The organism is uncultured Corynebacterium sp., assembly GCF_945649885.1.
In the GTDB taxonomy this organism is placed as follows: domain Bacteria; phylum Actinomycetota; class Actinomycetes; order Mycobacteriales; family Mycobacteriaceae; genus Corynebacterium.
The window spans coordinates 1-25,694 of the sequence record NZ_CALZFS010000027.1 but is presented as its reverse complement, the minus strand read 5'-3'; the positions used below and the strand labels follow the sequence as shown (position 1 = coordinate 25,694).

The 25,694-nt window shown below is 58.4% G+C and carries 24 protein-coding genes; 7 read left to right on the top strand and 17 right to left on the bottom strand.

What is annotated here, in order from left to right:
- Positions 1-124: 124 nt before the first annotated feature.
- Together pstS and mshD are read right to left on the bottom strand one after the other, a co-directional pair.
- The gene (gene pstS / locus Q0M74_RS04630) at positions 125-1,237 is read right to left on the bottom strand and encodes a phosphate ABC transporter substrate-binding protein PstS (protein WP_293951911.1); all 1,113 of its coding nucleotides are present in this window, start codon (positions 1,235-1,237) and stop codon (positions 125-127) included.
- Positions 1,238-1,530: 293 nt separating this feature from the next.
- Positions 1,531-2,406, bottom strand: a complete 876-nt coding sequence (gene mshD, locus Q0M74_RS04625) for a mycothiol synthase (protein WP_293951909.1) — start codon at positions 2,404-2,406, stop codon at positions 1,531-1,533.
- 84 nt (positions 2,407-2,490) lie between these two features.
- On the opposite strand from mshD, the gene Q0M74_RS04620 reads away from it, so the two are divergent.
- Positions 2,491-3,249, top strand: a complete 759-nt coding sequence (locus Q0M74_RS04620) for an LmeA family phospholipid-binding protein (RefSeq protein ID WP_293951920.1) — start codon at positions 2,491-2,493, stop codon at positions 3,247-3,249.
- A 33-nt stretch (positions 3,250-3,282) separates the two neighbouring features.
- Here Q0M74_RS04620 and Q0M74_RS04615 read toward each other — a convergent pair whose 3' ends face one another.
- On the bottom strand, positions 3,283-4,359 hold the full coding sequence (locus Q0M74_RS04615; protein ID WP_293951907.1) for a diacylglycerol kinase family protein: 1,077 nt from the start codon (positions 4,357-4,359) through the stop codon (positions 3,283-3,285).
- A 40-nt stretch (positions 4,360-4,399) separates the two neighbouring features.
- On the opposite strand from Q0M74_RS04615, the gene Q0M74_RS04610 reads away from it, so the two are divergent.
- Positions 4,400-5,107, top strand: a complete 708-nt coding sequence (locus Q0M74_RS04610; RefSeq protein ID WP_293951905.1) for an FABP family protein — start codon at positions 4,400-4,402, stop codon at positions 5,105-5,107.
- An 8-nt stretch (positions 5,108-5,115) separates the two neighbouring features.
- Here Q0M74_RS04610 and Q0M74_RS04605 read toward each other — a convergent pair whose 3' ends face one another.
- Positions 5,116-6,063, bottom strand: a complete 948-nt coding sequence (locus Q0M74_RS04605) for an aminodeoxychorismate lyase (protein WP_293951902.1) — start codon at positions 6,061-6,063, stop codon at positions 5,116-5,118.
- A 101-nt stretch (positions 6,064-6,164) separates the two neighbouring features.
- Between Q0M74_RS04605 and Q0M74_RS04600 the strand changes: the two genes are divergently transcribed.
- Positions 6,165-7,289 (top strand): folate-binding protein YgfZ, encoded by a 1,125-nt coding sequence (locus tag Q0M74_RS04600; protein WP_293951900.1) that lies wholly within the window; start codon positions 6,165-6,167, stop codon positions 7,287-7,289.
- 246 nt (positions 7,290-7,535) lie between these two features.
- Positions 7,536-7,721: a DUF3073 domain-containing protein gene (locus tag Q0M74_RS04595; protein WP_293951898.1), complete on the top strand. Its 186-nt coding sequence runs from the start codon at positions 7,536-7,538 to the stop codon at positions 7,719-7,721.
- 423 nt (positions 7,722-8,144) lie between these two features.
- On the opposite strand, the gene purM is transcribed toward Q0M74_RS04595, so the two are convergent.
- From purM to Q0M74_RS04580, 3 genes are all read right to left on the bottom strand, one after another.
- Positions 8,145-9,233, bottom strand: a complete 1,089-nt coding sequence (gene purM / locus Q0M74_RS04590) for a phosphoribosylformylglycinamidine cyclo-ligase (protein ID WP_293951896.1) — start codon at positions 9,231-9,233, stop codon at positions 8,145-8,147.
- 50 nt (positions 9,234-9,283) lie between these two features.
- Positions 9,284-10,780 carry an amidophosphoribosyltransferase gene (gene purF / locus Q0M74_RS04585; RefSeq protein ID WP_293951917.1) on the bottom strand — a complete coding sequence of 499 codons (1,497 nt, stop codon included), beginning with the start codon at positions 10,778-10,780 and terminating at the stop codon, positions 9,284-9,286.
- 121 nt (positions 10,781-10,901) lie between these two features.
- Entirely contained in the window at positions 10,902-11,279 is a 378-nt protein-coding gene (locus Q0M74_RS04580) for a sterol carrier family protein (RefSeq protein WP_293951894.1), read from the bottom strand.
- Between the two features lie 37 nt (positions 11,280-11,316).
- Here Q0M74_RS04580 and Q0M74_RS04575 point away from each other — a divergent pair, with 37 nt between their 5' ends.
- Positions 11,317-12,324 (top strand): acyl-CoA thioesterase, encoded by a 1,008-nt coding sequence (locus Q0M74_RS04575; RefSeq protein WP_293951892.1) that lies wholly within the window; start codon positions 11,317-11,319, stop codon positions 12,322-12,324.
- Positions 12,325-12,406: 82 nt separating this feature from the next.
- Here the strand turns inward: Q0M74_RS04575 and Q0M74_RS04570 are convergent, their stop codons facing one another.
- From Q0M74_RS04570 to Q0M74_RS04550, 5 genes are all read right to left on the bottom strand, one after another.
- A complete protein-coding gene (locus Q0M74_RS04570; RefSeq protein WP_293951914.1) occupies positions 12,407-13,147 on the bottom strand; it encodes a hemolysin III family protein in 741 nt (246 codons plus the stop codon).
- Between the two features lie 170 nt (positions 13,148-13,317).
- Positions 13,318-15,615, bottom strand: a complete 2,298-nt coding sequence (purL, locus tag Q0M74_RS04565; RefSeq protein WP_293951890.1) for a phosphoribosylformylglycinamidine synthase subunit PurL — start codon at positions 15,613-15,615, stop codon at positions 13,318-13,320.
- A 16-nt stretch (positions 15,616-15,631) separates the two neighbouring features.
- Positions 15,632-16,303 (bottom strand): phosphoribosylformylglycinamidine synthase subunit PurQ, encoded by a 672-nt coding sequence (purQ, locus tag Q0M74_RS04560; RefSeq protein ID WP_293951888.1) that lies wholly within the window; start codon positions 16,301-16,303, stop codon positions 15,632-15,634.
- Positions 16,300-16,545 carry a phosphoribosylformylglycinamidine synthase subunit PurS gene (gene purS / locus Q0M74_RS04555; RefSeq protein ID WP_293951886.1) on the bottom strand — a complete coding sequence of 82 codons (246 nt, stop codon included), beginning with the start codon at positions 16,543-16,545 and terminating at the stop codon, positions 16,300-16,302. The genes purQ and purS overlap by 4 nt, the downstream gene beginning before the upstream one ends.
- 87 nt (positions 16,546-16,632) lie before the next feature.
- Positions 16,633-17,124 carry a glutathione peroxidase gene (locus tag Q0M74_RS04550; RefSeq protein WP_293951884.1) on the bottom strand — a complete coding sequence of 164 codons (492 nt, stop codon included), beginning with the start codon at positions 17,122-17,124 and terminating at the stop codon, positions 16,633-16,635.
- A 196-nt stretch (positions 17,125-17,320) separates the two neighbouring features.
- Here Q0M74_RS04550 and Q0M74_RS04545 point away from each other — a divergent pair, with 196 nt between their 5' ends.
- Complete coding sequence (locus tag Q0M74_RS04545; protein WP_293951883.1) at positions 17,321-19,960, top strand: ExeM/NucH family extracellular endonuclease; 2,640 nt, start codon at positions 17,321-17,323, stop codon at positions 19,958-19,960.
- Between the two features lie 72 nt (positions 19,961-20,032).
- On the opposite strand, the gene Q0M74_RS04540 is transcribed toward Q0M74_RS04545, so the two are convergent.
- The 5 genes from Q0M74_RS04540 to Q0M74_RS04520 all read right to left on the bottom strand — a co-directional run bounded on the left by Q0M74_RS04540 (position 20,033) and on the right by Q0M74_RS04520 (position 25,202).
- Entirely contained in the window at positions 20,033-20,710 is a 678-nt protein-coding gene (locus Q0M74_RS04540; protein ID WP_293951881.1) for a DUF2334 domain-containing protein, read from the bottom strand.
- Between the two features lie 46 nt (positions 20,711-20,756).
- The gene (locus Q0M74_RS04535; RefSeq protein ID WP_293951880.1) at positions 20,757-22,868 is read right to left on the bottom strand and encodes a S9 family peptidase; all 2,112 of its coding nucleotides are present in this window, start codon (positions 22,866-22,868) and stop codon (positions 20,757-20,759) included.
- A gap of 299 nt (positions 22,869-23,167) precedes the next feature.
- Positions 23,168-23,782: a hypothetical protein gene (locus Q0M74_RS04530; protein WP_293951879.1), complete on the bottom strand. Its 615-nt coding sequence runs from the start codon at positions 23,780-23,782 to the stop codon at positions 23,168-23,170.
- A 22-nt stretch (positions 23,783-23,804) separates the two neighbouring features.
- A complete protein-coding gene (locus Q0M74_RS04525; RefSeq protein ID WP_293951877.1) occupies positions 23,805-23,996 on the bottom strand; it encodes a hypothetical protein in 192 nt (63 codons plus the stop codon).
- Positions 23,997-24,308: 312 nt separating this feature from the next.
- Positions 24,309-25,202: a phosphoribosylaminoimidazolesuccinocarboxamide synthase gene (locus Q0M74_RS04520; RefSeq protein ID WP_293951876.1), complete on the bottom strand. Its 894-nt coding sequence runs from the start codon at positions 25,200-25,202 to the stop codon at positions 24,309-24,311.
- Between the two features lie 115 nt (positions 25,203-25,317).
- Here Q0M74_RS04520 and Q0M74_RS04515 point away from each other — a divergent pair.
- Positions 25,318-25,694 (top strand): 3-hydroxyacyl-CoA dehydrogenase NAD-binding domain-containing protein (locus Q0M74_RS04515; protein ID WP_293951875.1); only part of this gene is annotated, 377 nt, incomplete at its 3' end.

Sequence of the window (25,694 nt, the reverse complement as noted above, 5' to 3'; positions counted from 1 at the left end):
TTCACTTCAAACATGCAGTGTCCCCACGGGCACCTCCGCCATCCTTGCGGTTAGTGGAGATGCCCGAGGGGATCATTGTGTGGGCGCCCCCCCTAGACAGGGGTTTGTCCACAGTCCAGCATTATTACTGGATTGCGTCAACAGCCTCGACCAGGCGGTCGTGGTGTGCGCCGGTGACTGGGATGTAGCCGAGAGCCTCGAGCTGCTCATCCTGGGAGTCCAGTGCAACCTTCAGGAAGTCCTTGACCTGGTCGCGGGTGGTCTCGTCGTAGCCTGCGGAGCAGACGATCTCGTAGGTGGTCAGAACCAGTGGGTATGCGCCTTCATCATTGATGGCGAACATGGCGTCAGTGTCGACGACCATGTTGTGCCCCTCGGTCAGGAAGTCCAGACCATCAAGTGCGACACCGACGGACTCAGCGTTGAGCTCGACTGGGCCGTTGCCGAAGTCAAGGTTGGCGATGCCGAGGCTCTGCTGCTGTGCGAAGCCGGCCTCAACGTAGGTGATGCCACCTTCGATTGCGGTGACCTGGGAGGCGACACCGTTGGAGCCGTTGGCGCCCTCGCCGACCTCAGCTGGGAACTGCTGACCGGTGGTGTCCCAGTCCTCAGGTGCGGAAGCAACCAGGAACTTCTGGAAGTTGTCTGAGGTACCGGACTCATCGGAGCGGTAGACAACGGAGATGTCCAGGTCTGGAAGCTCTGTGCCCTCGTTCTCAGCGGCGATGGCTTCATCATTCCAGTTGGTGATCTCGCCCTTGAAGATCTTCGCAACGGTGGAGGTGGAGAGGTTCAGGGTGTCAACGCCTGGGATGTTGTAGGCAATGGCTACTGGGCCGATGACGAATGGCAGGTGCCATGCCTCATTGCCCTCACAGCGGTCCTGCGCCTCTGCGGCCTGAGCATCATCCATTGGGGAGTCGGAGCCACCGAAGGCAACCTGACCACCGACGAAGTTCTTACGGCCGGAGCCGGAACCGGAAGCGGTGTACGCCAGGGTTGCACCGTCTACTGCCTCGCCGTACTGAATGCCGAAGTAGTCCATGGCAGCCTGCTGGGAGGAAGCACCCTCGCCAACGAGCTGGCCACTGACGCCGGAGAGGCCTTCAGTGGAAACAGCGTTGTCGCCACCGTTGGCGGAGGTGTCTTCTGCAGACTCAGAGCAGGCAACGAGTGCGAGGGAGCTGACGGTCACTGCACCAACGAGTGCGAAAGAGCGCTTGAAATTGAGGTTCACAGGGGAAGCCTTTCCGGTGTTTTGTATACATCATCCGAGCAACCCCTTGAAAGTGACGTGCCGGGCTGGTTTCCGACCCTCTGGGTTGCTCACAAACTAAGAACCTAAGGGCTGGAAATGACCAACTAAGGCTGATCTGGTTAACGGCCAGTGAACTTAGGGATATCTTTGGAAGAATTGTTTCGCCGACATCGTCTCAACCCCAGCTTTTCGCGACCCAGGTCACTAAATTGGGGTTTTTGACCCCTTTTAATATTCGATGAATGACTCACCCATGTAACTCTCAGCAAAAATCATTGCTTTTCATAGACTGCATGACGCTCCGCCACATCAAAGCCCAGCTTCTCATAAGCTGCGACGGCCGGTTCGTTGTCAGCCTCCACATAGAGAATGACCCGGCGCGCCCCATTGTTGACCATGTGGCGTAGTCCCAGTCGCACCAGTGGATCGCCCAGGCCCTTGCCGCGGAAGGCTTCAGCGAGGCCGACCACATAGATCTCCTGCAGTTCCGGGGTGTGTTGTTTCACCCAGTGGAAGCCTGCCAGTTCTTCGCCTTCCCAGAGGAAGAGGAGGTCGGTTTCCTGGAACCAGGAAGCTTGCTGTGCCTGGGTGAGCCTGGATCTATCCCATCCGCCCTGTTCTGGGTGCCAGTGGAAGGCTTCGTTGTTGGCCTTGAGCCACTTCTCCTCGACCTCATTGCGTTCCTGGGGAGCGTTCTTCAGTGAGCTGTAGGTGAAGCCTTCTGGGTTCTGATAGGTTCCGGCTTCCTGTAGGGCTGGGTTGTCAATCGCCATCACCAGCAGTTCGCGGGTTTTTTTCATGCGCAGGGTGGAGGCCAGTGCCTGTGCGGCTGGGATGTCTCCATGGGCCCAGACGCCCTCGGTGGGGAGTGCGTCGATAAGTGCCTTACCGATCCCCTGTCGGCGGTGGGATGGGTGGACTGCCAGTTCGCTGGTGTCTCCATCGGTTGCTGCCAGGGCAACCAGTTTGCCGTCGATGCTCACGGTGTAATGCGTATGGCCGAGACCTGGTTCTGCAAGTCCTCGGACGAACTGTTCAGACAGTGCCTCGACGCCATCGATAGCTTTCACCTCCTTGAGCATGATGAGTGCCTGTTCGCGGAGGTCGCGGTAATTATAGAGGTGTGTGGTGTTGATGGAATCGTTCATGCGCCCCAGCGTAGCTACACACTTCCTTGTTTTGCAGGTGGTTGCGGTAAAGATATAGGGGTGCAGAACCCCCGGAATAAAGCCCTGAAGATCTCCCTCGTGACCCTGATCGTGATTGTCGCGGTGGGGGCGGTGTCCTGGATTGCAGATTCTGTCATCGCCGCGCGTGCAGAACGTAGCATTTCCCGGGCGGTCGCAGATTCCGCTGACCTGGAGGTTGAGCCCAGTGTCTTCGCGGGAAGTGCGATGTTCACCTCTGCCTTAATCAGTGGTGAATTTAATCAGGTCAGCATCAATATGCTGGATGTTCCAGTTCCGGGTGTGGGTGTGGTGAATGCACGCACCGAGGTTCAGAACATTGAGGTCACTGCCCAACAGGCACTGTCCGGCGATCTGGATGGCACCCGTGCTGAGCTGTTCACCCGCAGTCTGTCCATGGATGGTGTGGCACTCGGGTCTCACCTAGACATGACTGATCTTGATCTCTCCCACCCGATCGACATCTCCCCGTCTGGAGGCGTAGCCAGTGAGGCATTGCTGACCGGCACCCCCGAGGGCTTTGAGGAAGCGATCAGTGTCCTGGTCACCCTCCGCCTGGTGGGTTCGGAGTTCCAGATGGTCCCGGTTGAGCTTGTCAGTGCACCACCTTCCACCACGCTGGAGGATGTTGCCTCTGATTTCTCCTGGCGGATCGACACCATCGCTCTGCCTTTGGCTGACCGTGCCATGGCGGTGTATCTCTCGGGTGGTTCCATTCACTTCCAGTCACAGGCCCGCAATGTGGAGATCACCATGCGTGAACTGTCCCCACTGGCCGCACCTGAGGCAGACAGCGCCGACTAGTTTTCTCAGGTCACAGTCCCACGGGGTAGCTGCTTAGATCTTTCCGCTGCGCACCCGCACGACGTCACGGAGGTAGTTGAGGCCGTGCTTGGCCCAGCCCAGCGTCGGTGGGTTCGGGTTCGTCTTGGGGGCGAACACTTCCAGGGCATCGGCGAGTGATTCCAGGTGTACTCGGATGTGTTCGCCCTCGAATTCACCGTCGACCTGGAAACGTTGCTTGGTTTTACAGGTCAGGGTGACGTGCTCTGCATTATCAAATTCAATGGTGCGTTTGGCCACCAGTTTTTCATAGCGTTTTCCATGGCCGACACCGATGAGGTGCATCATGGCGGCGACTCCCCCGGCGCCACGGACGCTGGTGACTCCAAAGAGTCCCAGTCCCATGTCGAAGGAGTTACGCGGGTTGGTCACCACGGGCAGGGGGCCCAGGAAGGTCCAGGGGTTGGTGTTGGAGGCGAACAGCATGGGCACGTTGTCATGTTTGAGTTCCGCACCTTCCTGGTCCACGGCATCCACGGTGATCTGTGGGGGCTTCATCTGGGCTTTTATCCAGGCTCTCGCACTGACCTGCATATACAGCAGCGGTGAGGCGGCAAAGCCCTTGGAGCGGGCGCGTTCCATGCGGGCAATTACCTCGGCGTCAATGCCGAAACCCGCATTGACGGCAAACCAGCGGGCGTCATCCTCATCGCCTTTCCAGGTTCCCAGTGAGATGGTCCGGCGCAGATTATTGCGGAGAAGATGCACGAGCATTTCTGCGGCTGCCAAGGAGTCAGAGGGATAGCCCAGGGCGCGGGCGAATACATTCGCGGAGCCGGTGGGAAGGACTGCCACGGCCGGAAGATCACTCCAGTTGGCAATCTCACCTTCGGCACTGCCGAGTAAGCCGTTTATCACTTCGTTGATGGTTCCGTCCCCGCCGGCGGGGATGATGACATCAAAGTCGTCCCTGGTCATTCCTGTGACCATTTCCTCGGCATGGCCTCCGTAGTGCGTGAATCGGGCCTCCAGGGAGATGCCGTCGGTTGCCAGCAGCTTGGGCACAACCCGGCGGAAGAGTTCTGCGGTCTGTGAGGTTGACTCGGGATTAGCGATTAGAAGAACATGCACGTTGTCCAAGCGTAGTGGCTAAACGCTAGTCTTGAATGCCATGAGTGAAAATGAAAATAAGAACCTGCCCGAAAATGCTAATGATCCTGTGATTCCAGGCACCGGAGCGGACGCTCCTTCACTGTCCGATTCTCCTGCCATCAGTGGCAATGATGCAGTGAACCTGGCCGCTGAGCAGTCTAAGAACACCGCACACCGCAATATCCCCACCCTGGGTGATCTTCCAGTAGATGAGGACACCGCCAACCTGCGTCTGGGACCGAACCTGCACGATGGTCTCCTCGCGCTGCTGCCCCTGGTGGGCGTATGGCGTGGCGAGGGCCAGGCTGATACCGCTGAGGGGGGCCAGTACACCTTCGGTCAGCAGATCATCTTCTCCCATGACGGGGAGAACTACCTGTCCTTTGAGTCCCGCATCTGGAAGCTGGACACTGAGGGCAAGGTTGTGGGACAGGATCAGCGCGAAAGTGGTTTCTGGCGCATCGATCTGAAAGATGAGATCGAGTTTGTCTGTACCCATGCCAGTGGTGTTGTGGAGATCTACTACGGTCAGCCCATCAATGAGCGTGCCTGGGCGCTGGAATCTGCCTCCACCATGGTCACTTCAACAGGTCCGGCATCCCTGGGCCCGGGCAAGCGTCTCTACGGCCTCATGCCTACCAATGAGCTCGGCTGGGTGGATGAGCGTCTGGTCAACGGTGAGCTGAAGCCACGCATGTCTGCTCAGCTGCAGCGCGTTATCGGCTAAAAGCTTTCTCAACCGAGGGCCCTGGTGATCAGGGCCCTTATTTCTTTTTCATTGTCAGGTCGGGGCAATGGGTGTTTATCCAGGCGCGTGACCCGGGCCGCCACCCGCACCGATGACACCAGCCAGACGCTGTCGGCGCCCAGGAGGTCCTCCACGGCGAGGTCCTTCTTGGTCTTGCAACGCCACCCCTGCTTACTTGCATACTCAAATAACGCTGCCTGAGTGGTGCCGGGGAGCACCTCCCCACCGGGAGTGGGGGTGCGTATCTTGTCACCTTTAAAACTCACCACGGTGGAGGTGGCACCTTCCAGAACGCGATCCCCGTCGGTGAAGATGACATCATCAAAGCCGTTGCTCTTAGCCCACCGCACGGCGGCCATGTTCGCCGCATAACTTAAGGTTTTTGCACCGATGGTCAGCCAGGGTGCGGTTGGTTCTGCCAGCTGATCCACGTCCCCTCTGGTCGCGTCCTTGACTCCGGGCAGGGTGGTGTCGATGGTGTAGCCACGGGGACTGGTCATCACCTCTACCCCATGGGCACGCTCACGCAGCTTTTCCTCTGACACCGCTTTGACGGTCAACCAGCCGGAAGCAAGACCTGTGGTGGAGCGTCCCCGGCTGAGTGTCCAGGTACAGGAGGCATCACCTGCATTGGGGTGTTCATACCAGGATTCGATCGCCATCCTGGTGGCCTTCTCCCAGGACGCCAGGATGGGCTCAGGTAGCCCCAGCAGCTTCGCAGAAGCCTGGAAGCGCTCCCCGTGACGCTGCAGGTTGCCTGCTTTTCCCTCACTGATGAGGAGGGTTTCAAAGATGCCATCACCACGTGTCACGGCAGCATCATCCCAGAAGACCATGGGGAGGTTCGGGTTTTGCTGACGGATCGAACCACCATAGGGTTCGACGATCATGATCACGGGGGATGGTCCGGGGATGCGACTGGGTACAGACACCATAACTGCTGATTATGCCCCTTTTTCAGCGAGTCTGCCCACTGGTTGTAACCATCGGCCGATTTGGGTGGACTACCCCTCTGCGCGGGTTTACGCGTACAGTCATGGTTGTGGCTAACGAACTCTCCGAGGTCGCGAACGACACCAATCAGAATCCTGTTGACGATCCGCAGCGCTATAAGTCGCCTCTTCTGGCGAAGCATGGTGCGGCGGAAGCTCAGGATGATGCCGCTATGGCTGGTACTGAAGGTGTCGCGTGGCATTACGGTTCCCCGCTCGTCGAGCAACGCATCTTCGAAACAGGTACGGGTCTGGTTGACCGTTCCAATCGCAAGGTGATCCGAGTCGATGGACCAGATGCCCCCGCGTTCCTCAACAATATTTTGTCCCAGAAGGTCGATGCAGCTGAAGACGGTTTTACCGCTCGCGCACTTGATCTTGATGCGCAGGGTCGCATCCAACACTCCCTGATGGTTTCTGTGGTGGACGGGGTGTTCTATCTGGACACCTCTGCCGCCGAATTCGACTCACTCATTGGCTATCTCCAGAAGATGATCTTCTGGTCAGAGGTCACTGTCGAAGAAGCCGATATTGCACTCATCTCTCTCCTCGGTCAGGAGGTTCCCCTTCCGGACGCGGTTTTCCACCGCGTGGTGGACTGGGCGGGACCAACGCGTATCGACGTCGCATTCCCCCGCGACACCCTCGTGGCATCCGTCGACAAGCTCCTGGAGTCTGGTGCGAAGCTAACCGGTCTGATGGCTTATTGGGCGGAACGTGTGAAGGCCCTGGAGCCTGAGCCCGGACCCGACCTGGATGCCAAGTCCATTCCGCATGAGATCCCTCACTGGATCGGACGTGGCGACAGCCTGGGTGCTGTGCACCTGACCAAGGGTTGTTACCGCGGACAGGAGACTGTGGCGCGTGTGGACAACCTGGGCCGTTCCCCACGGGTGCTTGTGTTGCTGCACCTGGATGGCTCTGCTCCGCTCGACCCTGTGGCCGGATCTGAGATCAAGTCCGGCACCCGCACCGTTGGGCGTCTGGGCACCGTTGTCCATGACTGTGACTACGGGCCGATCGCCCTGGGTCTGATCAAGCGCAGCGCCCTCAGTTCGGAGCTGAGCATCAATGACGTATCCGTGAATGTCGATCCCGATTCCATCCCACAAGACGAAGGCGAGCAGCGCGGACGCGCGGCCCTCAACAAGCTCCGCGGTAAGGAATAACCCCGCCCCCGCGGACCAGCCGTTCAGCAACGCCTAAACAGCCGTTTATAGGCGACTTTCAAAAATGACGAAAGTTGCCTATTTCCTCATGTCTGGACTCTTTTACCGCAGGTCAGAGGCATGTTGCAGAAATTTCCGCGTCAACAGGCTATTGTGTCTATCAGGAATACAGTTAAAACATCTTGAAAAGCCCATGGGCCGTCCAAATTCCCAGGAACGGCCCGCTCACTCCAAGGGGGTCAGGCAATGGGTCGCGGTCGCGCGAAGGCTAAACAGACCAAAGTTGCTCGCCAGTTGAAGTACAGCTCTCCAGAAATGGATCTCGATCAACTGCAGAGGGAGCTGGCACAAGCTCCTCGGCGTTCCTACTCCGATGCCCCTGATGATGAGGACCAGTACGCAGATTATGCGAACTGGGATGAGTCCAGATAAGGGATCGTGTCGCCTCAGGGCACACGCTTGATCCTTCATCTATCTGATCAATATCCAGGCGTCACCGGCGTTCACGTCGGTCGTCATTTGATCAACTCATCATTTCATCATCCTGTGGCTAGTAGCCGTTTCAAGGTGTAACCGGGTTTTCCGGACACCCCTAACGGTCTCTCTCCCCTATCCACCACTACCGCCTCAGACGGCGCATGGTTTATCACGGGCACTTCCCTGGAGTATTCCCTCTGTGTTCCCACTCCAGGGACATGGTTCGCGTTAAACCGCGCGCCGTCTGAGTCGTTTCTGGAGCAAACACCTAAGGTGCCTACGCACCACTCCTAAGGGCCCTGGAGAGACCACTAGCCCCAACCTGAAGGGTCAGGTTGGGGCTAGTGATTAACAGCGTCTGTGGTGCTGAGCGGTGTTTCAGTATCCGGGGTGCTCGCCGCTGAGGATGACGTTCGGCTCGCCGTCTTCGCCATTGCGGACGGTGCCAAGCTCCCAGCAGTCGATGTGGCGGGCGGTGAGCATGGCCAGCGCACGGTCGCGGTCCTTCTCTGCGACAACCGCAACCATGCCGACACCCATGTTGAAGGTCTTTTCCATTTCCTCGCGTGACACCTTGCCCAGGGAGGCGATGGTGCGGAAGATCTGGCCGGGGGTCCAGGTGGAACGTGACATCTCAGCCACAAGTCCTTCTGGGACCACGCGGGACATGTTGTTGGCAAGTCCGCCGCCAGTGACGTGGCAGAAGACGTGGACATCGCATTCAGCGATCAGTGCCAGGCAGTCCTTGGCGTAGATCCGGGTGGGAACCAGGAGTTCCTCACCCAGGGTGCGTCCAAGCTCCTCGACGTGGGAGTCCACGGTCAGGCCTGCGGTGTCGAAGAGGACGTGGCGGGCCAGGGAGTAGCCATTGGAGTGCAGGCCGGATGCTGCCATGCCGATGATGACATCGCCGGCGCGGACGCGGTCCGGTCCCAGCAGTTCATCAGCTTCGACAACACCGACAGCCGTGGCAGAGATATCGTAGTGATCCGGCTCCATGACGCCTGGGTGCTCAGCGGTCTCGCCACCGAGCAGTGCGGCACCTGCCTGGATGCAACCTTCTGCGATGCCGGAGACGATCTCGGCGACATGTTCCGGGACAACCTTGCCGATGGCGATGTAGTCCTGCAGGAACAGTGGCTCTGCACCACAGCACACCAGGTCGTCCACGCACATGGCCACCAGGTCGATTCCGATGGTGTCGTGCTTGTCCATCATCTGGGCGACAACGAGCTTGGTGCCCACACCGTCAGACCCTGCTGCCAGTACTGGCTTCTTGTACTTGCCGAGTTCAAACAGTCCGGCGAAACCGCCGAGGTTGCCACGGACCTCCGGGCGGGTGGCACGCTTTGCCATGGGGGCAAAAAGCTCAACGGCGCGGTCGCCAGCTTCGATGTCTACGCCGGCGGCTGCGTAGGATACGCCTTCGTTGGTCGCACCGTTGTCGGTGTCCAGGTGGTCACTCATCGTTTTTCGCTTCTCCTGCTTGAGTTTTTCTAGAAAAGGGTGTTGAGAACTTAGTTCTCGATCTTATCCTGCTTGGAAGCCTGCATCTTCAACACCAGCTGCGCGTTGGCGTTGGCCTCCGGCATCCCCATTGGGTAATGGCCATCAAAGCATGCCAGACACAGCTCTTGAACCGGCTGCTCTGTCGCCTCGACCATTCCCTCAATGGAGACGTATCCCAGGGAATCAGCACCAATGGCTGAGCGGACCGCTTCCACCATCTCTGCCTCATTGTCACTGGTCACCACATTGGCGATCAGTTCGCCGGGGGTGGCGAAGTCAATGCCGTAGAAACATGGCCACTTCACCGGTGGGGAGGCAATCCGGACGTGGACCTCGGCCGCACCGGCTTCCCGCAGCATCCTGATCACAGCACGCTGGGTGTTGCCACGGACGATGGAGTCATCCACCACGATAAGCCTCTTACCCGCAATGACTTCCCGCAGGGGGTTGAGCTTGAGACGGATACCCAGCTGGCGCAGGGTGTCCGAGGGTTGGATGAAGGTACGTCCCACATAGGCGTTCTTCACCATGCCCTGGCCGAAGGGGATGCCTGAGGCCTGGGCGTAGCCGACTGCTGCCGGGGTCCCAGAATCCGGTGTCGGGATGACCAAGTCTCCCTCGGCCGGTGCTTCCTTGGCCAGTTTGCGGCCGATCTCCAGGCGGACCTCATTGACGTTGCGTCCCTTGATCACCGAGTCTGGGCGAGCGAGGTAGACGTATTCGAAGATGCAGCCCTTACGAGTGGTTTCTGCAAAGCGGGTAGAGCGCAGTCCTGATTCATCAATGGCGATGAGTTCACCTGGTTCCACCTCACGGACCAGGGAGGCGCCGACGATATCGAGGGCGGAGGTCTCCGAGGCCACAACCCAGCCACGGGCCAGACGGCCGATGGACAGTGGGCGGACGCCAAAGGGGTCACGCGCTGCGTAGAGGGTGTGCCCATCGGTGAAGGTCAGGCAGTAGGCACCCTTGACCTCCGGGAGGAGTTTCTGAGCTGATTCAAAGAGCGTCTGGCCGTTGCCAATGCCATTGGCCAGCAGGGCGGTGAGCACATCAGTATCTGATGGCTTCTTATTCGGGTCAATCAGACCGAGATCAGCAGCCCGGTCATGGAGCTGGACATGGTTGATCAGGTTACCGTTATGGCCCAGTGCCACATCGGTGCCGTCAGGTGCCATGCGGAACATCGGCTGGGCATTTTCCCAGGAGTTCCCACCTGCTGTGGTGTAGCGGGTGTGCCCGATGGCGATATCGCCATGGAGGGATTCCAGAATGGGTTCATCAAAAACCTGGGACACCAGGCCGAGATCCTTGAATACAAGGATCTGCTCGCCATCGCCCACGGCAATTCCGGCGGCCTCCTGGCCGCGGTGCTGTAGGGCGAAAAGACCGAAGTAGGTTAGTTTGGCTACTTCCTCGCCGGGTGCCCAAACGCCAAACACACCGCATTCTTCACGCGGGGCCTGCTCGTTTTGATCATCGTAGGGATGGTTCGGCTGAGTCATCATCCCCACGGGATGATCATTGGTAGATGCCAGCGAACCAGGGAGCGTGTGCTGATCAAGTTGTGCCACAAGCAGAATCGTAGTCCGTGAACTTCTGAGAAACTAATACGATCGACAAAAGTTAAAGCGGGATGATGGGTAACCACCCAGAAATTTCCGACGCCCTGGTCCCAGAGGCTGAGATTTTCCCGGCTTCCAGTTCCACATCAAATGTCGTTTTCCCAGTAGCCAGCCTTAACCAGGTCAGAGCATCAGTCTCCACAACGTTGGGGGGTGTACCACGGGTGTGACGTGGGCCCTCAATGCACTGCACTGCCACAAATGGGGGGACTCTGACTTCAACACTGTGCCCCGGTGCATCCTGCGCAAGTGTTCGGGCTGTCAGCCGTGTGGCCTCCGCCAGGAGCTTCCTACCTGGCTTTTCCTGAATTTCAGGCTGGGCAATCCAGTCAGCGATGGCCATGACCGCGACACGGGTCTGGTGTGGGTCGATCTTCATGGGACTCCAGGGTAGTCCGACACGTTAGAGTATTTCTATGTCTGAGAACAAAACTAACAGCACTACCCGCTCCCCCGAGGTAACTCTTCGGTTCCTGGCCGCTCCCACTGATGTTCTGATGGCTGGCAGCCACGGTGTCGGTGGCGGTCGTGTTCTGGAGTGGATTGACAAGGCTGCCTATGCCTGCGCCACCCAGTGGTCCGGTACCTACTGTGTCACCGCCTATGTCGGTCACATCCACTTCACTCGTCCGATCCCCTCAGGCCACATGGTGGAGGTGCGCTCCCGCATCGCGATGACCGGCCGGTCCTCCATGCACATTGTGAATGAGGTTTTCTCAGCTGACCCGCGTGATGGCCAGTACACCCGTGCCTGTGACTGCCTGGTGATTTTCGTCGCAAAGGACACCGCAACCGGCAAGACCCAGCAGGTTCCCACCTTCGTTCCTGAGAATGAAGAGGAGGAACGCGTCCTGAAGTCCGCACTCTCCCGCATTGATCTGCGCAAGGCGATTGAAGCCGAGATGGAGAAGCAGACCTATGATGGTCCTTCCTTCGCACCACGCCTGGTCACCCGCTTCCTGGCCAAGCCCACCGATATCAACTGGGGTGGCAAGGTCCACGGTGGTACCGCCATGGAATGGATCGATGAGGCCGGTGCGGCCTGCACCATGGAGTGGTCCGGCAACCACACCGTCGCGGTGTACGCCGGCGGTATCCGCTTCTACAACCCGATCTCCATCGGTGACCTCATTGAGGTTGACGCGCGCATGATGCGTACTGATAAGCGTTCCATGCAGATGTCCATCCATGTCCGCAGCGGTAACCCCAAGGGGGGACGTGAGCACCTGAAGAAGGCCATTCACGCCACTGTCACCTACATCGGTATTGATATCGATGGTGAACCACTGGCCTCCCCACACTTCAAGCCCTCCACCCCGGAAGACATCCAACTGGCAGAGCATGCCAATATCCTGCGTGATCTGCGTGCAGAGTATGTTCCCATGCCACTGTTCCCGAAGCATGCGGTCCGTCAGATCGACTAATCCCCACAAAAGACAATGAAACACTGTGCCTCCCTGCTCTTCAAAAGCGGCGGAGGCACAGTTTTTTAGCGGAAGGCGGCGGTTAAGGTACCACAACCATCCAGACTGCTATCAGGTGGATGGTGGCGGCCACCACGGTGGCCACATGGAAATGTTCGTGATACCCCATCCACCGGGCATTGCGTCCGGGCCATTTGAAGCCGTAGACCAGGGCACCGAGGCTGTACACGATGCCTCCTACCAGCAACAGCCAGACCACAGTGTGTCCAGCACCTGCCCAGAGCTCGGGAATCAGAGGGACGATCAACCAACCAAGGGCCAGGTAGACCACCACGGAGAGCCACCTGGGGTGGTTGATCCACACCATGTTGAGGACCACGCTGAGCATTGCTCCCACCCACGCCAGACTGAGCATCCATGTTGCGGTGTCAGGTTCCAACGCAATCATGCATAACGGGGTGTAGGTGGCGGCGATGAAGACCGCGATGGTGGAGTGGTCGGCCCGACGCCACCAGGCGACGGTGCCCAGACTGCGCCACTGTCCGCGGTGATAAGCCGCAGAGACTGCGAAGAGACCGAACATACAGGCAGCGTAGATAGTGGTGCCGAGCGCCTGCCACCACACCAGGGTGAGCCAGGCGTAGGTGGACAGCACGGAACCCGAGACGGTACTCAGGAAGGCTGCAATCTGGTGGAAAAGTCCCCTGGTACGGGGTCTGGGCCCGCGGTCCAGGACATAGCGGGTCAGCTCCAACAGGGGTTCATCGGAACGTTTATTCTCGCGGTTCCGAGGGACGCTTTCAATGGAGGGGTCAGCATCCATGAAGTCTCTGCGTTCATCCTCATACGATGGTTGCGCTGACATCGACGGCCTCCCTTTCTCGAGCCATCTCAAAGACTGTCCTGGGTGATGTGACACCTAGGTCTGGGGACAAGAACAGCCGGGTTTCACAGGTAACAGTGAAGCCCGGCTGCCGTGGAACAGAGGTGATATTACTCTACAACTGCATTTGCGCCGACTGCGTGGCCGAAGGCCTCAGGCAGGGTCTTGCTCCAGGCTGCCTCGAGCTCAGCAACGGAGAGCTCCACAGCCACATCCGCGCCACGCACGGCAATGACACCGGATGCGTTGGTGGAACCCAACTTGGTCACCGGGATGCCGAGAGCCTCAGCCCGCTTGACCAGCTCTGCACCATGTCCGGTGGCCACGACGATGCGTGATGCGGATTCGGAGAACAGTGCGGTGAACAGGTCTGCGTGTACCTCGCTGAGGTCGACGTCCAGCCCCTTGCCGGCGTGGATGGCCAGCTCTGCCAGTGTCTGGCCGAGGCCACCTTCAGACAGGTCATGGGAGGCGGAGACCAGGTCATCGGCTGCTGCCGGGACCAGCAGTTCGCCGAGGCGCTGCTCATTGGCCAGGTCGATCTGTGGTGGCAGACCGCTGAGGCCGGCACCGGAAACCTGCTGCCAGATGGAGCCACCGAACTCGTCGAAGGTCTCACCCAGCAGGTACAGTTCCTGATCCTCGGAAGGCAGGACGTTACCGATGGTCTTCTCAACGTTGTCCAGGACTCCGAGCACACCGACGACCGGGGTCGGCAGGATCGGGGTGTCACCGGTCTGGTTGTAGAAGGAGACGTTGCCACCGGAAACCGGGATGGCCATCTGTTTTGCGCCATCAGCCAGTCCATGGACGGCTTCCTTGAACTGCCACATGACCCCTGGGTTCTCTGGGGAACCGAAGTTGAGGCAGTTGGTCACGGCGACCGGGCGGGCACCGGTGGAGACCACATTGCGGTAGGCCTCAGCCAGTGCCAGGCGGGAACCGGTACGTGGATCCAGGAAGGTGTAGCGACCGGAGGCATCTGCGGAGATGGACACGCCGCGGTTGGTCTCTTCGTCGATACGCAGGACACCGGCGTTGGCGTTCTTCGCCTGGACGGTGTTACCGCGGACGTAGCGATCATACTGCTCGGTGATGAAGGCGCGGGAGGCCAGTGCCGGGGAGGACACCAGCTTGACCCATGCGGTCTTGATATCCTCTGCAGCGGTCGGTCGCTCCAGGTCGCCGAGGGTCTGGAACTCGTCCTGACGCTCTGGGCGGGCGACTGGACGGTCGTAGACCGGGCCTTCGTCGATGGTGGAGGCTGGGGCGTCGAGGACGACCTCACCCTTGTGGACCACGAGGTAGCGGTCCTTCTCATCGGTGACCTCGCCGATTTCTGCGCAGGTGACATCCCACTTGGCGCAGATCTCCTTGAACTTGTCGACGTTGGCCGGGGTGACCACGGCACACATGCGTTCCTGGGACTCGGAGGCGAGGATCTCAGCTGCGGTCATCTTCTCTGCGCGCAGTGGTACTGCGTCAAGGTTGACGCGCATGCCGCCGTCGCCGGCTGCTGCCAGCTCAGAGGTGGCACAGGCCAGTCCGCCACCACCGAGGTCCTGGATACCCACGACCACGCCTGCCTTGTACAGCTCGAGACAGCACTCGATGAGTACCTTCTCTGCGAAGGGGTCGCCGACCTGGACGGCTGGAAGCTTGCGTTCCTCGCCTTCCTCGAAGTTGGCGGAACCCAGCACGGAGACGCCACCGATGCCATCAAGACCGGTGCGGGAGCCAAAGAGCATGACCTTGTTGCCGGTGCCCGAGGCAAAGGCCAGCTTCAGGTCATCGACCTTGAGGGTTCCCACGGCAAGCGCGTTGACCAGTGGGTTTCCTGCGTAGGAGTCATCGAAGACGGTCTCGCCACCGATGTTGGGCAGGCCGAGGCAGTTACCGTAGTGGGAGATGCCGCTGACAACGCCGGGGAGGACACGCTGGGTGTCCGGGTTGTCGATGCTGCCGAAACGGAGCTGGTCCATCACGGCGATGGGGCGTGCACCCATGGCCATGATGTCGCGGACGATGCCACCGATGCCGGTTGCGGCGCCCTGGTGTGGTTCCACGAAGGAGGGGCTGTTGTGTGATTCCACGCGGAAGGTGACGGCATTGCCGTCTCCGATATCCACAACACCGGCGTTTTCGCCGATGCCTGCGAGGATCTTCTCAGCCATTTCTGGGGTGGTGGTCTCCCCGAAGTAACGGAGGTGGACCTTGGAGGACTTGTAGGAGCAGTGCTCGGACCACATGACGGAGTAGACGGTCAGTTCGGCATCCGTGGGGCGACGGCCCAGGATCTCCTTGATGCGTGCGTACTCATCGTCTTTGAGTCCCAGCTCTGCATAAGGCTGCTCAAGCTCTGGGTTCTGTGCTGCAGCTTCGACGGTGTCGTTGAAAATCGTGCTCATCGTTATCTCTGACTCCTTAAGCCGCGATGGTGCCAATGGCAGACAGGAACAGCTCAAGGCCGTCGACGGACGGTCCGGTGAGCTTTTCCACAGCGTGTTCCGGGTGAGGCATGAGGCCCACAATTCGGCCGGTGTCATTGGTGATTCCGGCGATTGAGTTGATGGAGCCGTTGAAGTTGTCCGTGTAGCGGAAGACCACACGGCCTTCCTCTTCAAGCATCTTGATGGTGTCTGGTTCTGCCTGGAAACGGCCTTCGCCGTGCTTGGCTGGAACCATGATCTTCTGGCCCTGCTCCAGGGAGCTGGTCCAGACGGTGTTATTGTTTGCCACTTCGAGGTAGGTGTCGATGCAGTGGAAGTGCAGACCCTGGTTGCGGGTCAGTGCGCCCGGCAGGAGGCGGGCTTCGGTGAGGATCTGGAAACCATTGCAGATTCCCAGGACCGGCATGCCTTTGTTGGCTGCTTCAATGACGGACTGCATGACCGGTGCCAGTGCGGAGATGGCACCGGTACGGAGGTAGTCACCGTAGGAGAATCCACCGGGGACGACAACGGCGTCGACTCCCTTGAGGTCCTCGTCGGCGTGCCAGAGGCTGACTGCCTCTGCGCCTGCGATGCGGACGGCGCGCAGCGCGTCGACATCATCAAGCGTTCCGGGGAAGGTGATTACACCAATTTTGGCGCTCACTTGCTGACCTCGACTCCCACCACATCGAAGTCTTCGATGACGGTGTTGGCGAGAAGAGTTTCTGCGAGCTTTTCCAGGTCGGCGGTAGAGACCGAATCATCGACCTCCAGCTCAAAACGCTTTCCCTGGCGAACATCGGAGATTCCTGAAATTCCGATTCGTCCCAGGGCGCGGTGTACCGCCTGTCCCTGAGGATCCAGAATCTCAGCCTTCGGCATGACATTGACAACTACACGGGCCACGGTATTTTCCCTAACTCAAGCAATGGGGGCGACAATGTTTTACGGGCACAAGTGTATCTTGTGATCCCGTCACAACCTAGCCAGCGATCACACAGGCAGATTGTCTTCAATCATGGCGATGACCGCGTCATCCTCGGGATCAACCCGCGGACCGAAACGAGCAATGATCTCACCATCTGCGTTGATGAGGAATTTCTCAAAGTTCCATTCCACATCACCTGCACGCCCGTCTTCGGTCGCATGCTTCTTGAGCAGGGTGTACAGGGGGTGTTCATTTTCGCCGTTGACATCAGTTTTGGTCAGCAATGGGAAGGTGACGTTGAAGTTATCCTGTGCGAAGGAGCAGATCTCAGCATCGGTTCCAGGTTCCTGCCCCATGAACTGATTGCAGGGCACACCCACCACGAAGAAGCCACGGTCCTGATAGTCCTCAAAGATCCGCTGCAGTCCTTCATACTGCGGAGTCAGTCCGCAACGGGAGGCCACATTGACCACCATCACCAGGTGTCCTGCCCAATCCGACATGGTGGTCTCGGTTCCGTCATTGAGGGTCACGGGGATCTCATGAAGTGAAGTCATATCCACCACACTAGAGAATCTCACCCGCCCCCGGCACTGAACTTTAAATATCAGTCAGTCGACTTTCAGATGAACTTTCCCCACCGCCCAGGTAAACCCCCAGCATGATCGGATGTGCTTATCAGCGAAGCTTAAAGAAAGCCGGTACTTCATAGGATTGGTATCTTCTTTTCGCTCTAGGCAAAGGTTTTTCTTAATGAAGCATGTTTCTGCGCGCACCCTGGCGATCGCTCTCGCCGGTGCGACCGCGACCAGCCTGCTGGTGGCACCTCCCGCCACTGCAGCACCGGATGGTTCCCTGCCCGTCATCTCTGAAGCTTATGGAGGCGGCGGCAACAACGGCGCAGCCTATTCCCATGACTTTGTTGAGCTTTTCAACCCCACTGACACAGAGGTCGACCTTTCCGGCTGGGCTGTGGAGTACTACTCCGCCAGTGGAAACCTGGGCAACACCACCGAACTGACTGGAACAATCCCCGCCGGTGGTCACTTCCTCATCCAACAGAACCCCGGCGCCAACACCGACCTGCCAACGCTGCCGACACCTGATGTCATTGGCACCGCGAACATGTCCGGTTCCCAGGGTTCCCTGAAGCTCATCGACGCCACCTCCGCCGAAGTGGACCTGCTCGGTTGGGGCGAGGCTGCCCTTGCTGAGGGGGCAGCAGCTCTTAAGACCAGCAACCCGGTGTCAGTACAGCGCACCGTCGCTGGCCTCGACACTGACAACAATGCGGTGGACTTCATCGTCGACACGCCTACCCCGGAAGGCACCAACGGTGGTGCGGTACCGGAAACCCCAGAGGTTCCGGAAACCCCTGGTCAGGCGCGGGCCCTGAGCATCGCTGAAATCCAGGGCGCCGGGGACGCCACCCCGGTGGCCGGTGAACTGGTCACCACCGAAGGCGTGGTCACCGCGGTGTACTCCGAAGGTGGCTTCAACGGCTACTACATCCAGACCCCTGGCACCGGCGCTGAGCTGAAGTCTGCCGGCGATGCCTCAGATGGCATCTTCATCTACGTCGGCTCGGGCGCTGTCTTCCCAACGGTCGGTGACTCTGTTGTGGTTACCGGTGAGGCCGCTGAGCACTATGGCCTAACCCAGCTGAAGAACATCACCGCCACCACCCCGGACGAGGATTTTGAGGCGGTGGTTCCTGCAGCGATTGACACCATGCCTGCTGATCCAGCTGTCCGCGAGGCCTATGAGGGCATGCTGCTCCAGCCCACCGGTGCCTACACCGTAACCAACAACTATGCGCTCAATGATTTCGGTGAGATTGGTCTGGCAGCAGGCACTGCAGGCTATCTTCAGTCCACCGAAGCAGTTGCTCCAGGTGCTGAGGCCAATGCCTATGAGGCCGCCAATCAGGCTGAACTGATCACCCTGGACGATGGCCGTTCCGGCCGTTATATGCAGGGCGACAAGGATGTACCACTGCCGTGGATCGTTCAGGATGATGGCCAGACCATCAAGTCCATCCGCACCGGCGATCAGGTGGATTTCCAGAACCCAGTGATCTTTGATTACCGCTTTGATCTCTGGCGTTTCCAGCCCACCACCCCAGTGACCGGCGCAACCGCAGGGGTAGACCTCCCGATCACCTGGGAGGATTCCCGTACAGCCGAACTGGCAGCCATTGATAATGTCGACGGGGATTTCCACATCGCCAGCTTCAATGTGTTGAACTACTTCACCTCCCTGGGCAAAGACTACGACTGTGATGCCTACACCGACATCAGCGGCAACCCTATTTCCGCACGTGGTTGTGATGTTCGTGGTGCCTACAGCGAACAGGCCTTCGCTGATCAACAGGGAAAAATCGTCGCTGCCATCAACAAACTTGATGTGGATGTCCTCGGCCTTGAGGAAATTGAAAACACCTACGCTGTCACCGGCGATGTTGAGCGCCGCGATGAGGCACTGAACAAGCTTGTCGACGCCCTGAACACCGCACACGGCTCCGAGCGCTGGGCAGCAGTGGAATCACCTCTGGAATTGGGCACCGATGAGGATGTCATCCGCGTGGCCTTCATCTACGACATGACCACGGTGAAGCCAGTCGGCGAATCCCGCATCTTTGATGATGCCGCCTACACCGGCACCGCGCGTCAGCCACTGGCACAGGAATTCCAGACACTGGATGAGAGCAAGGAATCCTTCGTGGGCGTGGTCAACCACTTCAAGTCCAAGGGCTCACCAGTCAATGGTGATGAGGACATGAATGATGGCCAGGGCCATTCCGCCAATGTCCGCCTGGCGCAGGCCCAGGCACTGATTGATCACCTGGATAACCAGGATGACTGGGCTGACAAGCCGGTGTTCATCCTCGGTGATCTGAATGCCTATTCCAAGGAAACTGTTCTCTCCACGCTCGCCGGTGCCGGATACCGCAACATCGCCGAAGCCCACGATGCTGGTCTGAGCTACCAGTTCTCCGGACGTCTGGGGTCCCTGGACCATGCCCTGGGTAATGCGCAGGCCATGGACCGCACCGTGGACGCTGAGGTCTGGGACATCAACGCCGATGAGCCACTCGCTTTCGAGTATTCCCGCCGCAATTACAACGTGGTGGATGTCTTTGAAGCTGATAATGTCTTCCGCTCCTCAGACCATGATCCGATCAAGGTTGGTTTCAACCTGAAGTCCACCGACGCCCCGGTGGAAACCCCGGATGAGGATGATCCCGCCGAAGCACCGGCTGAGCCAACTGGAAGTGCTGCGGGCAGCTCAACCGGTACCACCGTCGGTATTCTGGCAGCCCTGGTTGGTCTGCTTGGCCTGGCAATGCCCTGGGTCATGGAACTGCCCTCCATGAAGGCCATCTTCAAATAGTCCCTAAGCCGACAATAAGAGCCCCTTTCTTGTGGAAAGGGGCTCTTGCTGTTTCTTGGATTCCGGGCCTGACTAGATGGCTGTCATGTAGGTACGGGGCTGCGCACCCAGTTCCAAGGCTGCGATCGCGGTATTGCGGAAGTCACGCGCCACCTTGGGGTTGACCAGGTTTCTAGCCGACACTGACAACCTCACCGTGTTGCCCTTGGAGGCCCCACGCATAGCTGCGTTGAGCACACTTTTTCTCCACCACTTTGCCGCACCAAAGCCTTCCCCCACAGACAGGTTGCGGCATTGGAGGAACTCCCCGGTGCGCAGATCATGCAGCCCCTTCCCGGAGGCTGCCACCTTGAAATCAAATTCAGGCAGTACCTCAGAGGTTCCTTCGGACATCCGCCAGCGGGGTGGGGCGAAGACATCGAAGGTGAAACCGATCTGTTCCATCTGCCGAAAGGCACCGGTGAGCCGGAGGCGGGCTTCATGCTGTTCCAAGGTGGCGAATTCTGAACGGCGTCCCTGGACCGGCTGGTCAAAGCCATTGAGAATGAGTTCGCGGCCCTGACCACGTTGCTTCTCCAGCCAGGTGCGGGTCTGTTTATCCTTGGATAGCTTCCAGTCACCATCAATGCGTGGGGCAACCAGAAGGGAGACCTCAATGCCCTCAGATTTCAGGTCAGTGACCAGAACATCCGCGGCCTTTCGGGTCTGATCAAAAATGCTGGATACGGAAACAAGTAAACGGCCGGACATGAGAGTATTGTCGCACGTCCAGCCGTTTTCCTCTCTTCGAAGGAGACTATTCAGTCACGCCTGAGGCCTGGTTCACAAGCCAGGCGTATTCGAAGGCAGTCTGGCGCCACTTTTCATAACGCCCGGATACTCCGCCGTGGCCTGCTGACATCTCAGTTTTGAGCAGGAAGTCGCCACCGGTGGCAGTGACCCGGAGCTGGGCGATCCACTTGGCTGGTTCCACGTAGAGCACACGGGTGTCATTGAGTGAGGTCACCGCCAGGATATTCGGGTATTTCTTGGCTTCGATATTCTCATAGGGCGCGTAGGAGGCCATGTAGTCATAGACCTCACGGTCATGGAGTGGATCACCCCACTCATCCCATTCGATGACGGTGAGCGGAAGCTCAGGCATGAGCATGGAGGTCAGCGGATCGACGAAGGGAACCACCGCTTCAATGGCTTTGAAGCGGTCCGGTGCCATGTTGGCGATGGCACCCATGAGCATGCCGCCGGCTGATCCACCTTCTGCCACCAGGTGTTCTGGTGAGGTGATGCCCTGTTCGATGAGGGCATCTGCCACGTCGATGAAGTCGGTGAAGGTGTTCTTCTTGGTTTCCATCTTGCCGTTGTCGTACCAGCCACGGCCCATTTCTCCACCGCCACGGACGTGCGCGATGGCAAAGACCATGCCGCGGTCCAGCAGGGACAGGCGTGCCACGGAGAATCCTGGGTCGATGGAGGTTTCATAGGAACCGTATCCATAGAGCAGGGTGGGGGCGTTCTTCAGTTCCAGGTCTGCACGGTGCACCAGGGACACCGGGATCTGTGCGCCATCGCCCGCGGTGACCCAGAGGCGGGAGGCGGTGTACTCCTCACGGTTGTAGCCACCGAGGACCTCCTGCTGCTTGAGCAGGACACGTTCACCTGATTCGATCCAGTAGTCGAAGAGCTGGCCCGGGGTGGTGAAGGAACCGTAACTGACGCGGATGACGGGGGCATCCCATTCCGGGTTGCCGGAGGAGGCGACGGTGTAGAGCTCCTCGTCGAATTCCAGTTCCTGGAAGGTGGTGAATCCGGCGTCATCAAGCTTCATCACCGCAATGCGTCCGATCGCCCCTGAGCGGTACCCGATGGTCAGGTGGTCGCGGAAGCAGTCAACGCCCTCGATGCGCACCTCATCATGGTGAGTGACCAGTGGTTCCAGGTCTGCAAGGGAACCAAGCGTGCCGACGGGTGCATGGCCGACCTCGAAGTTCGGGCCGGTCTTGTTGTGCACAACCAACCAGGTATCTGTGCCCGCGATGATCGCATGGTCGACGTCATATTCCACGCCTTCCTCACGAGGAATGAGTACCTCAGGCATAGCTTCTGGATCATCATAGGGAATGTACTGGACCTCGGAGGTCACCTTGGAGGCTGAACCGAGCAGGATGAACTTATCGGAACGGGTGGTGCCGATCCAGGCGGAGTAGCGCTCATCAGTCTCGTGATAGACCAGCACATCCTCTTCCACCGGGGTGCCGATCTTGTGGCGCCAGATGGTGTCCGGACGCCAGGCATCATCAACACGCTGGTAGAAGAGGTAATCCTCCCCCACCCAGGTGGAGCCGTAGAAGATCCCGGTGAGTTCATCTGCCAGCAGCTCACCGGACTCGAGATCCTTGAAACGCAGGGTGAAGCGTTCCTCACCGGTGGTGTCCACGGAATAGGCCAGGTAACGGCCGGAGGGGGACACGGTGGAGGTGCCCATGGAGAAGAATTCGTGGCCTTCTGCAAGCTCATTGGCATCGAGGAACACCTGCTCATCGGGTGCTGGTTCCTCCGGGATCTCCGGTGCCACCCAGGGTTCCTCACCCACAGGCATGCGGCAGTAGATGCCGTAGCTCTTTCCTTCTTCTGTGCGGCCGAAGTACCAGTACTGTCCATTGCGGACCGGAACCGACATGTCGGTTTCCTTCACACGCGACTTGATCTCCTCATAAATATTATCGCGTAGCGCCTTCAGGTGTTCGGTCTGCTCATCGGTATAGGCATTTTCTGCCTCCAGGTAGTCGATGGTTTCCTGGGATTCCTTGTCACGGAGCCATTCATAATTATCAACAAAGTCAATTCCATGATGGGTTCGGGTGATGGGGCGGACAGCGGCAACGGGAGGATTCAGACGTTCAGAAGACATAGCCCACGATCCTAGTCCCGCCAAGGAAATCTGACAGACTCAGGCTGGGTGGAAGAGATCAGGCAAGCTTGATCAACGACATGGTGCGCCGCATGTACGTATCAAAGTGGGGAACTGTAAAGGCCCCATAGCCAAAGTTGGGCTGATACAACATGCCACTGTCAATCAATTCCGACTTTATGGAAGCTACCTGGGAAGGCTTCCGTTCAAGAACCCTTGCGACATCTTCCGCCTTCCGGTGCCCGGTACCAAGCTCTGCCATCGCCCGCACATAGATGCTCTGTCGCTCATTCAACCGGTCAAACCTGACCCCAGAAAAATGACTGATCAAGCTTGGCTTCATAGAGTGTCTCGGCGGTAAATACATCCTGTTGCGTCATGAGAGTTTCCGGTGCACAGTTCCACACTGTATACCCCAACTCCTGGATGAAATACCGATAACCTCCGGTTATACGCCAAGCTTCTTCCCATGCTCCGTCAGTAAAACTGGCGTCCTCTACTCTCGCAGTTTCCTGGAAAACCTTTTTGGTGCTCTCCTCATCGAGATTCTTCATCTGGGGAAAAGTGAACGCTCTCTCTGAGTATGACTGGGCATCACCAGTCAGCTCTGCGATCTGAGGTAGTCCTGCACCCACAAGTGTGATTGGCCGCCCTCTCTGAATCACCTTGTGAAGGGCGGCGATCACAGCCTCAAGTTGCTCCACCCTGAGAAATTGCAATTCATCAAACAGGAAAACAAGCCCTCTTTCACGCTTCTTCGCGACCTCCCCCACTGCCAAGAAGAGATCTGTGAGATCTTGCTGTAATTCCCCGGTGTCACTTTCCCCGAGAGCACGTTCGATGTTTAACTCAGCGTTCAGGTTCCCCACCAGATCAACACCAACCTTCATCGAGGTGGCAAAAGACCGGAGCACTGCCAAAGCTTTACGTGCCTGTTCACTCAGCTTTTCTACCGGTGAAAATTCTAGAATTGCCCGTTTGTTCTGAGCACTCAGATCCGCGGAAAATACAATTATCCCGCTTGCTCAGTTCCATTTCGACTACAACCCAGTCTTGGCCCAGCGCTGGTTGGCGAAAGCGATTGAGCAGCACAGTCTTCCCAACGCCCCTCAGCCCCGTGATGATCATCGACTGGGTGGGACGCTCCCGTTCAGTCCTGGCAAGCAGAGCTTGGGAAAGAATCTAGAAAGTCTTCTCGCCCACTGAGAACTTCTGGATCTCTACCAGCACCCAGGAGCAAAAGGATGAAAGGCAAGTTTCATATGCCCAGGATAGCTAGGCGTTAAGGAGTTTAGGAAGGTTTAGGGAAATCTCTTAAAGTTCACTGAAGTCCATAAACTTCCCAGAACCCCGCCCTCCCCTGGCTTCTTTGAAGCAAAAGGCGGCCTGAGGTGAAATAGCTTCCACCTCAGGCCGCTCTGAGAAAAATGATGGCAGAGACTAGACGCAGGAACCGATCCAGTCCGCGAACTTCTTACCCGAGATCAACTCATAGGCCTCGATATAGCGTTCGCGGGTGGCCTCCACCACGGAACCGGGCAGGGCTGGTGGCTGTGCACCACTGTTCTTATCCCAGCCGGATTTGGTGCCGGTGAGCCAGTTGCGGACAAACTGCTTGTCAAAGGATGGTTGGACATGGCCTGCCCCATAGCCTTCGGCTGGCCAGTAGCGGGAGGAATCCGGGGTGAGAACCTCATCACCAATGACCAGTTCTCCCTGCTCATCAATACCAAATTCAAACTTGGTGTCTGCCAGGATCACACCGCGCTCCAGGGCGATTTCCGCAGCACGGGTGTAGATGGCGATGGAAGCATCACGGAGCTGGTTGGCGCGGGCTGCACCGAGGCGCTCCTCCACCACCTCAAAGGAGACGTTGATGTCATGGTCGCCCACATCAGCCTTGGTGGCCGGGGTGAAGATCGGCTCCGGCAGACGGGAGGACTCCACGAGCCCCTCGGGCAGCTTGATGCCACACACAGCGCCGGATTCCTTGTACTCCTCCAGCCCGGAACCGGTGAGGTAACCGCGCACGACGCATTCAAAGGGCATCATGCTGAGCTTCTTGCACACCATGGCCCGTCCCAGAACCTCTTCCGGGATGCGGGGATCATCGATTGATCCTGCGAGGTGGTTCGGGAAGTCGATGGCGTCAAAGAAGAACTGACTCATCGCAGTGAGAACCCGGCCCTTATCCGGGATTTCGGTGTCCAAGATGAAGTCATAGGCTGAGATCCGGTCGGAGGCAACCATGAGGATGTGGTTCTCATCAATCTCATAGATTTCACGGACCTTACCTGCGGAAAGGTGCTTGTACTGGGAGAGTTCAGGACGCATGCTATGGAAGTCTAGACCCCCATGGGTGGTTGGGAAAATTCTGGCGGAATGCACCGATCAGCCCGGTGTAAGGAACAATGGAAATGTTTCTGACACTCATAGAGGAAGGACCTCGTTGCACCCCCACTTTGATACAACCTCCACCGTCGTTGTGATCGGGCTCGGTTACATCGGTCTTCCCACTGCCGCCTTCCTCGCTGATGCCGGGGTACAGGTGGTCGGAGTGGATATCAATCAAACAACGGTGGACAAGGTCAATTCAGGAATTGTCCCCTTTGTGGAGAAGGGCTTTGATGAACTGCTCAAGAAAGTCGTCTCCTCAGGCAGGCTGACCGCCACCACAGAGGTGCCGGAAGGTGATGCCTTCATCATCACCGTACCCACCCCCTTCCAGGAGGATCACTCCGTTGATGATTCCTATGTGATGGCCGCTGCCGACAACATCATTCCGGTGTTGCGCGGGGGCGAGCTGGTGGTGCTGGAATCAACCTC